The organism is Citreimonas salinaria, from assembly GCF_900107235.1.
GTDB lineage: Bacteria > Pseudomonadota > Alphaproteobacteria > Rhodobacterales > Rhodobacteraceae > Citreimonas > Citreimonas salinaria.
This window is the reverse complement of record NZ_FNPF01000001.1, coordinates 201,285-214,683: the sequence shown is the minus strand read 5'-3', so window position 1 is coordinate 214,683 and position 13,399 is coordinate 201,285. Positions and strand designations below refer to the sequence as shown.

14 protein-coding genes and 1 tRNA gene are annotated in these 13,399 nt (G+C 69.3%); 9 read left to right on the top strand and 6 right to left on the bottom strand.

Features of this window, described 5'->3' with window-relative positions; translation table 11 throughout:
• The first annotated feature begins 24 nt into the window (after positions 1-24).
• The gene (locus BLW27_RS01010) at positions 25-960 is read left to right on the top strand and encodes an endonuclease/exonuclease/phosphatase family protein (protein WP_245710731.1); all 936 of its coding nucleotides are present in this window, start codon (positions 25-27) and stop codon (positions 958-960) included.
• Here the strand turns inward: BLW27_RS01010 and BLW27_RS01005 are convergent, their stop codons facing one another.
• A complete protein-coding gene (locus tag BLW27_RS01005; RefSeq protein ID WP_089877868.1) occupies positions 961-1,566 on the bottom strand; it encodes a redoxin domain-containing protein in 606 nt (201 codons plus the stop codon).
• A gap of 112 nt (positions 1,567-1,678) precedes the next feature.
• Between BLW27_RS01005 and leuB the strand changes: the two genes are divergently transcribed.
• Positions 1,679-2,782: a 3-isopropylmalate dehydrogenase gene (gene leuB / locus BLW27_RS01000; RefSeq protein ID WP_089877865.1), complete on the top strand. Its 1,104-nt coding sequence runs from the start codon at positions 1,679-1,681 to the stop codon at positions 2,780-2,782.
• 120 nt (positions 2,783-2,902) lie between these two features.
• Here leuB and BLW27_RS00995 read toward each other — a convergent pair whose 3' ends face one another.
• Complete coding sequence (locus tag BLW27_RS00995; RefSeq protein WP_089877862.1) at positions 2,903-3,874, bottom strand: glycosyltransferase family 2 protein; 972 nt, start codon at positions 3,872-3,874, stop codon at positions 2,903-2,905.
• Between the two features lie 154 nt (positions 3,875-4,028).
• Here BLW27_RS00995 and BLW27_RS00990 point away from each other — a divergent pair, with 154 nt between their 5' ends.
• The 6 genes from BLW27_RS00990 to BLW27_RS00960 all read left to right on the top strand — a co-directional run bounded on the left by BLW27_RS00990 (position 4,029) and on the right by BLW27_RS00960 (position 9,702).
• The gene (locus BLW27_RS00990) at positions 4,029-4,994 is read left to right on the top strand and encodes a DMT family transporter (RefSeq protein WP_089877859.1); all 966 of its coding nucleotides are present in this window, start codon (positions 4,029-4,031) and stop codon (positions 4,992-4,994) included.
• 43 nt (positions 4,995-5,037) lie between these two features.
• A tRNA-Pro gene (locus BLW27_RS00985) sits at positions 5,038-5,114 on the top strand.
• A gap of 609 nt (positions 5,115-5,723) precedes the next feature.
• Positions 5,724-7,088 (top strand): cation:proton antiporter, encoded by a 1,365-nt coding sequence (locus tag BLW27_RS00980; RefSeq protein WP_089877856.1) that lies wholly within the window; start codon positions 5,724-5,726, stop codon positions 7,086-7,088.
• Positions 7,089-7,604: 516 nt separating this feature from the next.
• Positions 7,605-8,144, top strand: a complete 540-nt coding sequence (locus BLW27_RS00970) for a hypothetical protein (protein WP_089877850.1) — start codon at positions 7,605-7,607, stop codon at positions 8,142-8,144.
• Positions 8,144-8,575, top strand: coding sequence for a phage holin family protein (locus BLW27_RS00965; protein WP_089877847.1), 432 nt, complete (start codon positions 8,144-8,146; stop codon positions 8,573-8,575). The genes BLW27_RS00970 and BLW27_RS00965 overlap by 1 nt, the downstream gene beginning before the upstream one ends.
• A complete protein-coding gene (locus BLW27_RS00960; protein ID WP_089877845.1) occupies positions 8,572-9,702 on the top strand; it encodes a DUF3618 domain-containing protein in 1,131 nt (376 codons plus the stop codon). Before BLW27_RS00965 ends, BLW27_RS00960 begins: the two co-directional genes overlap by 4 nt.
• A gap of 344 nt (positions 9,703-10,046) precedes the next feature.
• Here BLW27_RS00960 and BLW27_RS21890 read toward each other — a convergent pair whose 3' ends face one another.
• Positions 10,047-10,169, bottom strand: coding sequence for a hypothetical protein (locus BLW27_RS21890; protein ID WP_281242693.1), 123 nt, complete (start codon positions 10,167-10,169; stop codon positions 10,047-10,049).
• A gap of 51 nt (positions 10,170-10,220) precedes the next feature.
• Positions 10,221-10,673: a group III truncated hemoglobin gene (locus BLW27_RS00955; protein WP_245710730.1), complete on the bottom strand. Its 453-nt coding sequence runs from the start codon at positions 10,671-10,673 to the stop codon at positions 10,221-10,223.
• A 79-nt stretch (positions 10,674-10,752) separates the two neighbouring features.
• Here BLW27_RS00955 and BLW27_RS00950 point away from each other — a divergent pair, with 79 nt between their 5' ends.
• Complete coding sequence (locus tag BLW27_RS00950; RefSeq protein ID WP_089877842.1) at positions 10,753-11,199, top strand: RrF2 family transcriptional regulator; 447 nt, start codon at positions 10,753-10,755, stop codon at positions 11,197-11,199.
• A gap of 66 nt (positions 11,200-11,265) precedes the next feature.
• Here BLW27_RS00950 and BLW27_RS00945 read toward each other — a convergent pair whose 3' ends face one another.
• On the bottom strand, positions 11,266-12,426 hold the full coding sequence (locus BLW27_RS00945) for an NnrS family protein (RefSeq protein ID WP_218141079.1): 1,161 nt from the start codon (positions 12,424-12,426) through the stop codon (positions 11,266-11,268).
• Between the two features lie 58 nt (positions 12,427-12,484).
• A complete protein-coding gene (ubiV, locus tag BLW27_RS00940) occupies positions 12,485-13,396 on the bottom strand; it encodes a ubiquinone anaerobic biosynthesis protein UbiV (protein ID WP_245710729.1) in 912 nt (303 codons plus the stop codon).
• Positions 13,397-13,399: the final 3 nt, after the last annotated feature.

The window sequence follows — 13,399 nt, the reverse complement described above, 5'->3', positions numbered from 1 at the left end:
GCGGCTCTGGCCGGTACGCTGGCCGTGCTTGTGGCCGGCGCGCCGGCGCCGGCACGGGCCGAGGCGCTGCGCCTGGCCACGTGGGCGGGCGACTTCAGCCGCAAGGGGCCCGGCCTGCTGCTGCGCGACCTGTCGCGCGACCCGCCGCTCGCGGCGTTCGACACGATCGCCGAAGCCGCGCCCGACGTGCTGGTCCTGACCGACTTCGACTTCGACGCTGGGGCCGTGACGCTGGGCGCCGTCGCCGAGGCGCTGGCGGCGCGGGGGCTGGACTATCCGCACCTGTTCGTCGCGCGACCCAACACCGGTATGCCGACGGGGCGCGACCTCGACGGCGACGGATACCTGGGCGGGCCGCGGGACGCGCAAGGCTATGGCTGGTTTTCTGGGCAGGGCGGGCAGGCGATCCTGTCGCGCCACCCGCTGCGGATGGCGGCCGACCATTCGGCGGTGCTTTGGAAGGACGTGCCGGACAGCGCGATCGGTGCGGACGATCCGGCACCTGACATCCAGCGGCTGGCCAGCACGGCGTTTTGGGCGATTGCCGTGGACGCGCCTACAGGCGCGCTGACGCTGCTGACGGTCGGCGCGACGCCGCCGGTCTTCGACGGCCCCGAGGACCGCAACGGCCGGCGCAACCGCGACGAGGTCCTGTTCTGGACACACATCCTGACCGGTCCCGAGGCCCCTTCCGGGCCCGTCGCGCTGATCGGCAACCTGAACCTCGACCCGGTCGCGGGCGAAGGATGGCACGACGCGGTGCGCGCCGTGCTGGACCATCCCCGCCTGCAGGACCCGCAGCCCGGCGCCGTCACCGCCACATGGGACAGCACCGGGCCGATGCGCGTGTCCTACGTCCTGCCGGACGTGGCCCTGCGCGTGGTCGCGCAGGGCGTGACGCCGCCGGCCGAAGATGCGGGCCCGCACGGGCTGGTCTGGGTGGACGTGGTCCGGCCCTGATCAGTCGGCGGTGCTGGTGTTGCCGTAGGCCTGCGCGTTCGGGCCGTCCGGCGCCTCGAGCTTGACGCCGCCGTCATGCTCGGCCAGCGGGCCGGTGTATTGGCCGCGCGCGGGATAGTCCTTGTCCAGCCGGAACTGCACGGCGCCCAGGATGTCGTCGAAGGCCGGGCGCGCGAAGGGATGCGACTGCAGCCACGCGGCGTAGAGCGTGCCGTCGGGCAGGATGTGGAAGACCCCCGGCTCGGCGAAGAGCGTCGGTTCTTCCGAGCCCTCGCGCGCGGTCGAGATCCACAGCCCCCAGTCGCGGGCCTGGGTCATGGTCAGATCGTAGCCCACGTGACGCGGCTCGACGCCGGTTTCCTCGGCCATCGCCTTCGCCTTGCGGTTGTCGTCGCCGCTGGCCAGCAGCAGGGCCAGGCCCATCTCCTCGGCCTTCTTCGCGGCGCCGGCGATCTCCTTGAGCTGCTCCTTGCACTTCGGGCAGTGGGCGCCGCGGTAGAACACCACCAGCGCGCCGTTCTCGCCCAGGTCGCGCGTGGTGTCGAAGCGGTTGTCGTCCAGCGTGGACACGGTGAGGGCGGGCACGGGTTGGCCTGGCGTGAGCATGGTCTCTCCTTCGTCGTTGCGTTGTCTGTGATAGGTCTCCACGCCAACGCCCGCCATTGACCCCCGGTTCACCGGACGCTACGCCAAGCGGCGTCACGAAAAGGAGAGTGCCATGACCGACCGTTCGCTTCTTGTCCTGCCGGGGGACGGCATCGGCCCCGAGGTCATGGCCGAGGTCCGCAAGATCATCGACTGGTACGGGACGGCGCGCGGCATCACCTTCGACGTGACCGAGGACCTGGTCGGCGGCTGCGCCTACGACGCGCATGGCACGCCGCTGACGGACGCGACGATGGCGAAGGCGCAAGAGGTCGACGCGGTGCTGCTGGGCGCCGTGGGCGGGCCGAAATACGACAAGCTCGACTTCAGCGTGAAGCCCGAGCGCGGCCTGCTGCGCCTGCGCAAGGAGATGGACCTGTTCGCCAACCTGCGCCCGGCGCAGTGCTTCGATGCGCTGGCGGATTTCTCGTCGCTGAAGAAGGACGTGGTCGCGGGCCTCGACATCATGATCGTGCGCGAGCTGACCTCGGGGGTCTACTTCGGCGAGCCGCGCGGCATCATCGAGGAAGGCAACGAACGCGTCGGCATCAACACCCAGCGCTACACCGAGTCCGAGATCGACCGCGTGGCGCGCTCGGCCTTCGAACTGGCGATGAAGCGCAACAAGAAGCTGTGCTCGATGGAGAAGGCCAACGTCATGGAATCCGGCGTGCTGTGGCGCGAGGTGGTGACCGAGGTCGGCAAGGACTACCCCGAGGTCGAGCTGAGCCACATGTACGCCGACGCCGGTGCCATGCAGCTGACCCGCTGGCCCAAGCAGTTCGACGTGATCGTGACCGACAACCTGTTCGGCGACCTGCTGTCGGACCTTGCGGCGATGCTGACCGGCAGCCTCGGCATGCTGCCCTCCGCGTCGCTGGGCGCGCCGATGGCCAACGGCCGGCCCAAGGCGCTGTACGAGCCGGTGCATGGCTCGGCGCCGGACATCGCGGGGCAGGGCAAGGCCAACCCGATCGCCTGCATCCTCAGCTTCGCCATGGCGCTGCGCTATTCCTTCGACCTGGGGGACGAGGCAGACCGGCTGGAGAAGGCGGTCGAGAAGGTGCTGGCCGACGGCAAGCGCACCGCCGACCTGCTGGGCGAGGAGGGTGTCACGCCCTTGAGCACGGCCGAGATGGGCGATGCGGTGGTCGAGGCGCTGCAGGCGGGGCTTTGATGCCCGTTCGGCCGTGTCCCACGGTGGGACATGGCCGCGGGTACCAGAAATCAATGGGTTACAGAGACGCATTAGGCAACCGTTAGGGATTGCCCCGGGCCCGCGAGACGTCTCGCGGGCCTACTTGTATTCGATCAGCGTCATGGCGCGCCCGCGCAGGCGGCGTGTCCAGAAGGTCGCCATGCCCAGCAGGTTCGGACACTTCGACAGGACCAGGAGCGCGGCCAGCGCAGGCACGTTGCGTGCCGGCACGCCGTCGCGGCGCAGCATCGCGGCGATGCGAAAGCCGCTGACGGGGTAGGCGAGGGCCAGCAGGACGGCGAGCCAGGGCGAGACCGTGACGGCCAGCAGGATCGCCGCCGGCAGGATCAAGGCCCAGAACAGCACGCGCCGCCGCTCGGCCCGCCAGTGCCGGGGGTGGAGCCTGCCCACCTGCGCGAAGGCGTGGCCGGCGCGGGTCGCGCGGCGCCACCATTGGCTGAAGCGCGTCATCGCGGCGTCGTGGCGCGTCACGGCGAGGGGCAGGCGTTCCAGCCTCCATCCGGCGCTGGCGAGCCGCAGGCAGAATTCCTCGTCCTCGCCGGCGATGAGGTCGGGGCGCTGGCCGTCCACCGACCGCCACGCCCCGGCCCGCACGAGGATGTCGCCGCCGCACGAGGTGATCGGCCCGGCCGGGCGGTGCCATTCCCAGTCGCACAGACGGTTGTAGAGCGAGGCGCCGGGGCGGACTTCCTCTCGCCAGCCGGTGACGAGGCCGAGGCGCGGGTCCTGTGCCAGTCGCGCCCGCGCGGCGTCGACGAAGCCGGGGACCAGCGCGCAATCGCCGTCGATGAACAGGACCAGCCCGGGCGCGTCCAGCGCGGCGAAGCCGGCATTGCGGCCGCGCGCGGCGCTGAAGGGCGCGGAGCGGTCCAGCCGGACCACGGTCGCGCCCGCCGCTTCGGCCGCGGCGACGCTGCCGTCGGCCGAGCCGGAATCGACGTAGACCACGCGGCGCACCTGCCCGCGCAGCGAGTCCAACGCCGCGACGAGGCGCGCGCCCTCGTTCCGCCCGATCAGGACCGCGTCCACCGCGGTTGCGTCCGTTTCCATGCCCCGCCCTTCGCCAGCGCCGCCACACTGCCCGCGAAACCGCGCCGGCCCAAGGCCGCCGCGTGACGAATTCGCGGCCCTGCCCCTTGCGCGCCCCCTTGCGCACTACGGCCGCCGGGTCTACCGCCGACAGCGATACCACCGGAGCGCAAGCATGTCCCCGAACGCGAGAGGCGCGGTATTCGCGCTGATGTCCTTCGGCGTCTACTCGGCCCACGACGTGATCGTGAAGTGGCTGGGCGGCAGCTACAGCCCTTTCCAGATCGTGTTCTTCTCGGTCCTGTTCGGGTTTCCGCTGGTGACGGTGATGCTGATCCGCGACGCGCGGCCCGGACACCTGCGCCCGGTCAGGCCGTGGTGGACCGCGCTGCGCACGGCGGCGGCGGTGATCACCGGGGTCTGCGCGTTCTACGCCTTCTCGGCGCTGCCGCTGGCGCAGGTCTACGCGATCCTGTTCGCCTCGCCGCTTATCATCACGGTGCTGTCGATCCCGATCCTGGGCGAATCGGTGCGCCTGCGGCGCTGGGCGGCGGTGATCGTGGGGCTGGTCGGCGTGCTGGTGGTGTTGCGGCCCGGCGCCACGGAACTGTCGCTGGGCCACCTTGCGGCCTTGGCCGCGGCGTTCAGCAGCGCGACGGCGTCGATCATCGTGCGCAAGATCGGCCAGGACGAGCGCGACGTGGTGCTGCTGCTGTACCCGCTGCTGGCCAACTTCGCGCTGATGGCGGCGATCCTGCCCTTCGTCTACGTCCCGATGCCGGTCGAGCACCTGGGCGGGCTGGCGCTGATGGCGGCGCTGGCCTTCGTCGCGTCGAGCCTGGTGATCGCGGCCTACAAGTCGGCCGAGGCGGTGATCGTGGCGCCGATGCAGTACTCGCAGATCCTGTGGGCGACGCTGTACGGCGCGCTGTTCTTCGACGAGGTGCCGGACCTGTGGACGCTGGTCGGCGCGGCGATCGTGATCGGGTCCGGGCTATACATCCTGATGCGCGAGTCCGGGCGGGCGGCATCGCGCAACCGCCCGGTCCTGCGCTCGCGCACCCGGTTCGAGACCGCGACGGCGCCGCGGGTGGGACAGCTGATGCGCCTGATGCGGCGGCGCGCAAGGGGCGACGAATGAGGCTTGTCAAAGCGCCCGCCCTCGTCTAGACGGCGCGAACGGTCGGAGTGTAGCTCAGCCTGGTAGAGCACTGTCTTCGGGAGGCAGGGGCCGGAGGTTCGAATCCTCTCACTCCGACCAATAAAACAAGGGCCCTGCGGGGCCCTTTGCTATTTCCTTCTCTCAGGTGTTTCTGGGACGCATCCAAGAAACGGGGCGATCTTGGTGCTCCAGATTTTGGGCCGTGGCACGACGATCGGGGCGGAAGTGACTGGCAATCAGTCGCCTGCGATCGCGGTTCGGTCGCAGTGCGAATGTCTGACGCCCTGCCGCTCGCTTAGCTGAAGCTCCACGCGCGCGTCGCCGAACTGCTGTAAAATGGTCAGCCGCTACGGCGCAGCATCGTTCATCTCCAGAAGGTCCGACGTGCGGGACGCTCCGGCCCTTCGCTGCTCCCGCGGGACTTCTGCCGCGGCTGCGAAGGCACCTGCAGGAAGGGCGAAAGCGGACTTGCGGCTGCGCAGCGTGGCAGGCGTAGCAAGGCGACCAAAGCGGACAACCCCACGGCCACGGGCCCTGCATGTTTGAGATCAATCTCGGTTCCGACGGTCCGAGATTGCTGCGGATCAGCAGGATGTGGTCTCTCTTAATGATCCGGCAGGCGCGCTCGGACCGGTGAATCGTTTCCAGCGGGTGCAACTGTGCAGCAACACGCGGGTTCTATTCCAACGCCGCAGGGAGAGCGCACGAATGTCCGAAGCCGAGCCATTCTTCGGATTGTCGCCGACGCATGTCCTGATGGCCGCGATCGGAGGCTCGGTGTTCGTCGCCTATCTCCTGCCGCGCGTCGCGATCCTGCGCGCGGCATCCTCCTCTGCGATCCTGATGATCCTCGGACTGCTGGCCTTCGCCTTCGTTCCCGGCATGCCGGCGGCACTCGACCCGACGGCCTCGCCCCGCATCTGGGAGATCACCAGCGAGATCGCGGTGATCGTGGTGCTGTTCGCGACCGGACTCAGGATCGACAACGTCAGCAGCTGGAGCCGCTGGCGCCCGACGGTGCGCCTGCTGCTGATCGCCATGCCGCTCACGATCGCGGCCCTTGCGTTGCTGGGATGGGCGATGGCGGGCATGACGATCGCCGGCGCGATCCTTCTGGGGGCGGTCCTGTCGCCCACCGATCCGGTGCTGGCCGGTGACGTGCAGGTCGGGCCGCCGCTCGAGGGAAACGAGCATCCGGTGCGCTTCACGCTGACTGCCGAGGCCGGGCTGAACGACGGGCTTGCGTTTCCGTTCGTCTACCTCGGTCTGATCGTCGCCGCGCAGGGTGCCGATCCCTCGGCCTGGCTCGCCGAATGGGTGTTGCGCGACCTGCTCTACCGGATCGCGGTCGGCGCGGCGGTCGGCGCGCTGATCGGCTGGCTGCTCGGCCGCGCCCTCTTCTCCACCTGGGGCAGCCGCGCGATCGAGAAGAGCGGACCCGGCGTCCTCGCCCTCGGGGCGGTCCTTGTGTGCTACGGCGTCGTCGAGCTTGCCGAGGGCTATGGCTTCATCGGCGCCTTCACCGCGGGCCTGATCTGCCGCCGCGTGCAGGAGAAGCACCATTTCCACAAACGCCTGCACGCGTTCAGCGAAGCCGTCGAGCACGCGCTGACGGCGATCCTGCTGGTGATGCTGGGAAGCATCCTTCCGGCGCTGTGGCCGGTGCTTGACTGGACGCACACGTTGATCGGCTTCGGCCTGCTGCTGGTCATCCGGCCGCTGGTGGGTTGGCTGTCGCTCCTGCGAACGGGCCTGTCTTCGCGTGATCGTCTGATCGTCGGCTTCTTCGGGGTGCGCGGGATCGGCTCGGTCTATTACGTGGGCTACGCGACGGGGCACATGGAGTTCATCAACGAAGATCAGATCTGGGCGCTGGTCGCCTATACGATCTTCGCGTCCGCGCTCATCCATGGCGCGACGAGCTTCCTGATCGACCGCTACGCTTCGCCCTGGGCAGGGGACCGGCCGCGGAAGCCGGTCGCGCGGCGAGGAGCGTCGCGTGCCCGCGGCGCCGCCGGCCCGTCAACTGCGCCGGAATCCCCGAACGCTGCGGGCGGTCGCGCGGACGGATGACAAAGCGAAATCGAAGTTGGAGAGCGCCAAATAACAGGACATCTGGTCCCCCGACATCCGTCCGGCAATCGCCGCATCCTTCGAAGCCGTCATACGTCGTGCCTCCAGAGATACACGAGGAACTTGTCCCGGATGCGCGTTTTCACCAATCCAGTGGGGGCCGGATCACTCTGGTTCGACAACCTCGCCACTGCCGATGGGATTCCTGTCGCCTATGATCCACAGGCGTGCCCGTTCATCGTGCTGCCGGGGGCGGAGCTCAACTCGGAGATGGAGCACCAAACCGGTGAGGACACGACCACCGGAAAACCGCGTCCAAAGGGCGGCCGAGGGGCGGCGAAGGCCAATACGATCGGACGGACGCCCCGAGGGTAGCCCTGCGCAGGAACTGGCCCGTGATGCGTGCGCCTCCCTTGCCATGGGAACCTGGCACTAATCGGCCGGTTCTTAGTGCAAGACGCACATCCAACCGAGCGGCGTCTTCCGCAGACGCGAGTTTCAGAAAGGAATGCCGACATGACTGACGATACCAATCGAAAAGGGTCCGAGGAGGCCCGGCGCCAGGCCAAGGGCTTGGCCGAAGACGCGCGCCAGGCGGGCCAGCAGGCCTATGACACCGTCAAGGACGAGGCCGGCCACCAGGCCGAGGAAGCCCAGAGCCGGATCGCGTCCGAGGCGGGAGACGTGGCGCAGGCACTGCGCAAGGCCGCCGAGGCAAGCCGCGACGGGTCTCCGCAGGAACGCACCTTCGGCCAGATCGCCGATGCGCTGGCCGATGCCTCGGAAGGCTTCAACCGCAAGGACCTCGGGGAACTGGTGAGCGACGCGAACCATTTCGCGCGCCGCAACCCGATCGCCTTCCTCGGCGGCGCCGTGCTGCTGGGCTTCGCCGCTGCGCGATTCGCCAAGGCAAGCAGCCATCGCTCGGGCCACGAAGACTTCGATCGCCGGTCCGGCACGCCCACGGCCGCACCTGCACCGGCTCCGGCGCCGACGACCGCACCGGCAAGCCCGGCAGCACCGGCCGGCACCCCCAGGACCGGAGGAAATTCGTAATGGCGACCAACGACAACAACAACGCGCATACCTCCGAAACGCCGCCACAGGCGCAATCCACCCTGGATCTGGTGCGCGAGGCACTGACCCAAGTGTCGACGCTGGTGCGGCGCGAGGTCGATCTGGCCCGCACCGAGGTCAGCGAGAACATGAACAAGGCCGTGGGCGCGTTGGTTTCGCTGGCCGCGGCACTGGCTTTCGGGATCGTGGCGCTGAACGGGATCTCGGCCGCCCTCGTCGCCTTGTTCGTCAATCTCTTCGGCATCGGGACGGGCTGGGCGTCGCTGATCGTGGCGGTCATCTTCGCGATCATCGCCTTCATCCTGCTGTCCAGCGCCAAGAAGGCGCTGAAGGCCCGCAGCCTTGCCCCGACGCGCACCGCAACCAACGTCCAGCGTGACGCAGAAACCGTTAAGGAGGCCACGAAATGAGTGACCGTTCCTCGAAAGACATAGAACGCGAGATCGAGGCCGAGCGGTCCGATCTCGACGAAACCCTGAGCGAGCTGTCGGGCCGGTTCGACACCGACTACGTCGTGCGCCAGATCGGCACGCAGTTGCGCGACAACGGCAGCGAGATCGCCAGCTCGATCCAGCGGTCCGTCAAGGAGAACCCGATGGCGCTGGCCCTCACCGGCATCGGCCTCGGCTGGCTGATCTTCGGGCAGGGCCGTGATCCGGTCGCGGATCGGCGCTTCTCGTCGACGCGGCACACCGAGTATCCCGAGCACACCGAGCCGGCCGCGTTCACGCCGCACACCACGCACACCGAGCGTGCGGCCGCCACGAAGCCTGGGGCAGGTCCCGACTGGGTTTATCCCGATCCGGACGAGTTCGTGACGCCGGCCGATTTCGACCACCTCGACGACGATGACCACCACCACACCAGCGGTCCCGGCGTCGGTGATCGTGCGTCCGACGCTGCAGGGCGTGCCAAGGATGCGGCGGGTCAGGCCAAGGATGCGGCGGGTCGCGCCAAGTCGTCCCTCTCGGGCAGCGCGCAGAAGGCACGCTCGGGCGCCAAGGCCCGCGCCGCGGCCGCACGCGCTCGGGCTGACCGCATGCAGGCGCGCCTGTCGCGCGGCACCGAGAAGATGAGCGCGGACGCCCGCGACCGCGTTGTCCGTGCGCGGCGCCGCGCCCTCGAGGCGCGCGATTCCGCTTCGCGCAGTGCGCGCCGCGGCTTCGACAAGGCGTCCGACTTCTACGAGGACCAGCCGCTGGTCGCGGGTGCGATCGCGCTTGCGATCGGTGCCGCGCTGGCCGGGGGCCTGCCGCGGTCGCGCATGGAGGATCGCTACCTGGGCGAACACAGCGACGCCCTGATGGACGAGGCCGAGCGGATCTTCCGTGAAGAGAGCGAGAAGGCCAAGTCCGTCGTCGGTGCCGCAGCCGACGAGGCAAAGAAGGTTGCCGAGGAGAAGCGGGACGCCGCCGATCAGACTGCAGGCAGCGCGGCATCGGCCGTGCGCGAGGAAGCCGAGGACGCGGCGCGCCGCGTCGGCGACCGCGCGAAGGACGAGGCGGAGCGCAAGGACCTGGGAAAGCGCCGCACCTGAGCAATGTGATCGAGACGTCGCGAAATGCGCGGCGTCTCCCCGCGCCGGCGGTCTTGTGGCGAAGCCGGCCGAGATGGTCGAGGATCTGCACGAGGGCGAAGAACGCGTTCCGGAGGGCCGCCTCCGGGTTGTGCTACATCTCCGGAGCGTGCCGGAGTCGCGCATCCATCCGGCGGAAACCGTCGTCTTTCCGGCGGCCGGTATCGGCGCGGCTTCAGAAATGCCGCCCGGGATCGGTGCGTTGCGAGACGATCACGCGCTGCTGCTCGACGATTGCGGGCGGCTCCGGGAAACAACCGAGGACTTCCACGTGTCCGACGGCGCAGGGGGTCGCGTCGTTCCGCCTAGGCCCTCAGCCAGGCCAGGTAGATGAACAGGATGACAAGAACCACCACGACTTGCGCGATCATCGCCACGATCAGGAATTTCGAACGCCTGGTGTCGTTCTCCACGTCGATCTTTTTCATGCCCGTCTCCCTTCATGAATGGCTTGGCGTCGCCTGCGGGTGCGCCGCGGTCTACCCGAGCGACGGCACGCTGCCCGAGCGTTGCGTGTCCACCGCCGCCATGTGCAGGGACCGCGCGATCCGTTCGGCCCGCTCGACCACGTGCGCCGCGCCCTCGGGCGTGCAGACCTCGTCCGCGGTTGCGCGGAACAGCGCCAGCCAGCGCTCGAAATGGTCCCATGTCACCGGCAGGCCCGCGTGTTTCGGCACCGGCGCGCCGTGGTAGCGCCCGGTCATCAGCGCGACCGAGGACCAGAACGCCACCATCCTCTCGAGATGCGGCTCCCAGTCGGTGATCCGGTCGGCGAAGATCGGACCCAGCATGGCGTCGCCGCGGACCTTGGCGTAGAAGGCATGCACCAGCCGGGCCAGCACCGCCTCGTCCAGACCGGTGCGCGCCATGACCTCGGCGGTCATCGCGGGGCGTGCCGAGCGGATCGGCGGCAGGGGTTGCGTCTGCGGCATGAAGCGGCCTCGGATCGTTGCATTCCCGAGGTAGGGCCTATAACAGGCATTGTAAATGCCAATTCAAGGCGGGGCCGCCATGCGTCTGACCAGTTTCACCGATTACGGATTGCGCGCGCTGATGCGCATGGCCAGCGCGCCCGACCGGGCCTTCACGACCACCGAGATCGCCGAGGAATTCGATCTCTCGCGGCATCATCTCAACAAGATCATCCAGAGGCTGGCGCGGCATGGAATCGTGACGACGCGTCGCGGTGCGGGCGGCGGCGCGATGCTGGCGCGCCCCGCGGCCGAGATCGGCCTTGGCGAGATCGTGCGGCTTCTCGAGCAGGATCAGGCGCTGGTCGACTGTTTCGGGCCCAACGGCACATGCTGCGTGATGCCGACCTGCCGCCTGAAGGGGCGGCTTCATGCGGCCGAGACCGCCTTCATGGCGGAACTCGACCGCTCCACCTTGGCCGATATCGCCCTGCCGGCTGCCGCCGGCGTCCCTCATCGGTCCGAAGGACCGGCTGCCGTGCAATAGCGGCTGCAGCGGTGCCGGTCGAGCCGGGCCCAAGCGGTGGCAGGTGTGGAAACCCGGCGCGCGACCCTATTCCTTCTTCGGGCCGCTGAAGACCGGGCGCGGCGAGGGGGAGAGCAAGGCCGCTCCGTGCCGCGACAGAAAGATGATCCAGCCCGCGCACCAGAGGAACAGTGCCGTCTGCATCATGTCGGGCGAAGCGAAGACCCTTGTGGCAGCGGCAGTCCAGAGCAGTACGAAGCCGGCGACATCGAGGGGCGCGGCGTGCAGGCGGCGCCGTCGACGTGCGACCGCGCGCGCGGTGACGGCGTAAATCGAACAGGACACGGCCCCGACCGCGAGGGCGTGCAGCGCATCGCCGCGGGAGATCGATACGAGCCCCGAGCGGGACAGGGCGACGAGCGCCAGCCCGACCGGCAGCCACAGATAGGCCAGGTGCAGCATCAGCAGCAGGCTGTTGCGCCAGACCCGTCGCGCCTGCCAAAGGAGCAGCCGCGCCGCCTCGGCGGCGGCAGCGACAAGCAACAGACCCGGCGTCGGCCAGATCCGCCCGGGATCGACAAGATCGAGCATGAGCGACAGGCCGATCGCCGCGGCCGCGGGCACGCCCAGCAGGTGAGCCAGCCTGAACCGGCGGCTGCACGCGTCGTCGTGGTGGACGGCGTTCAGGGTGAATGCCGCCACGATGCGGCCGCCTGCCACCGACAGCAGGAGGCTGAGGCCGACGACACCGCTTCCGGGCCAGGACGCGCCGCACGTGGTCGCCATCTGCAACGCGGTCAACAGCGTCGCGAACAGCGCCAGCGAACCGCCGCGCCGGGCCAGCCACGCCGCGCGCAGCAGGATCACGGCCACGGCTGCAAGGAATCCGGCACCGGCTGTCGCGAGAAGCCACGGACCGGCCCCCAATCCTCCGAAGGCCGCTATCCGCGATAGGATCCACAGAAGGACGAGGGCCGCAACACCCCTTGTTCGCAGACCGTTGCGGGCGGACCAGCTTTTCATTGCCGTCAGCGCATACCCGGCAAAAGCGGCGCTGCCGAAGCCGAAGACCATCTCGTGGGCGTGCCAGGATGCGACGCTTTCGAACGGCGACCCGGCCGGCAAGGCGCCACGCCGGACCACCGCGACGCTGGCCGCGATCGCCCAGGCTCCGGCCAGGACGAACATCGCCCGGTGAGGTGTCACCTGTGCCGCGAGGGCGTGCCGGGTCGTCCCGACGTCTTTCACCGGCACACGCCCTGCGGTTCGCGGCGGGGACGCGCCGGCGATCGGCGGCGAGCGTTCTTCAGGTCGGCGCCGCCATGGCAATGCGGCGGTAGCCGGCTGCGCCATGGTAGAACCCGTTGCTGAGATCCGCTTCGCCGCTCAGCGCCGCGAGGCGTGCGTCGGCCTCTTGGACCGATAGCTTCCCGTCCAGCGCCTCGCGGAAGAGCGTGGCCACCGCGACCATGTCCACCTCCTGCGGCATCAGGCGCAGGTGGGTCACCCCGTCCGCCATCAGCCGCCCGGTCTCGGGCAGCAGGTCGACGTAGCTTTCGGACTGGGTCTGGATGCCGTTCACCCGCAGGATCGGCCGATCGTCGCGGGTCCGAAGCGGCATGCCGTCGGGGTCGTCCTCGCAAACGAACTGGCAGTTGTCCTTGGTCCGGCCGTGGGCGCGAGCGTGGTAACACCGCGCCGACACGGCAAGCGAGGCGCGGCCGAAGACCTGCACCTCGACGCCCAGTCCCAGGTCGCGTGCCGCCCGCGCGGCGGCGGCGATGGCCGGGGCAGGCATCTCGGATGGCAGGCAGACATGCGTCGCGCCCTGTCCGGCCATCCACGCGATCGTCGCCTCGTTGTAGGCGTTCATGAACGGGCCGATCCGGTGCGGGCGCTTGCCGCGCGCAAACAGGCCTGCCGCGTTGTTGATCTCGATCTCGGCGGCATCCATCGCGGCGAGGTCGGCCGTCGCCTTGCGCTCTCGCTTCAGCATCACCTCGGCGAGCGTCGACAGGATCACAGTCTTGCCCGCGCGCTCGAGCCGCTCGATGGTGGCGGGCAGATCGGCCTCGTGGAAGGGCGCGCGTTTCGAGCAGATCACCTCGCCGAGATAGACCTCGTCGACCGGAGCCTCGTCGGCGACGCAGGCGTAGAAGTCTCGCCGGGTCTCGGCGGACCAGTGATAGGCGATGGGGCCGAGCGTCAGTTTCGTCATGGG

Excerpts from the sequence above, each read along its gene's own strand:
- BLW27_RS01005 (WP_089877868.1), bottom strand. The coding sequence starts at position 1,566 with ATGCTCACGCCAGGCCAACCCGTGCCCGCCCTCACCGTGTCCACGCTG.
- leuB (WP_089877865.1), top strand. The coding sequence starts at position 1,679 with ATGACCGACCGTTCGCTTCTTGTCCTGCCGGGGGACGGCATCGGCCCC.
- BLW27_RS00995 (WP_089877862.1), bottom strand. The coding sequence starts at position 3,874 with ATGGAAACGGACGCAACCGCGGTGGACGCGGTCCTGATCGGGCGGAAC.
- BLW27_RS00990 (WP_089877859.1), top strand. The coding sequence starts at position 4,029 with ATGTCCCCGAACGCGAGAGGCGCGGTATTCGCGCTGATGTCCTTCGGC.
- BLW27_RS00980 (WP_089877856.1), top strand. The coding sequence starts at position 5,724 with ATGTCCGAAGCCGAGCCATTCTTCGGATTGTCGCCGACGCATGTCCTG.
- BLW27_RS00970 (WP_089877850.1), top strand. The coding sequence starts at position 7,605 with ATGACTGACGATACCAATCGAAAAGGGTCCGAGGAGGCCCGGCGCCAG.
- BLW27_RS00965 (WP_089877847.1), top strand. The coding sequence starts at position 8,144 with ATGGCGACCAACGACAACAACAACGCGCATACCTCCGAAACGCCGCCA.
- BLW27_RS00960 (WP_089877845.1), top strand. The coding sequence starts at position 8,572 with ATGAGTGACCGTTCCTCGAAAGACATAGAACGCGAGATCGAGGCCGAG.
- BLW27_RS21890 (WP_281242693.1), bottom strand. The coding sequence starts at position 10,169 with ATGAAAAAGATCGACGTGGAGAACGACACCAGGCGTTCGAAATTCCTG.
- BLW27_RS00955 (WP_245710730.1), bottom strand. The coding sequence starts at position 10,673 with ATGCCGCAGACGCAACCCCTGCCGCCGATCCGCTCGGCACGCCCCGCG.
- BLW27_RS00950 (WP_089877842.1), top strand. The coding sequence starts at position 10,753 with ATGCGTCTGACCAGTTTCACCGATTACGGATTGCGCGCGCTGATGCGC.
- ubiV (WP_245710729.1), bottom strand. The coding sequence starts at position 13,396 with ATGACGAAACTGACGCTCGGCCCCATCGCCTATCACTGGTCCGCCGAG.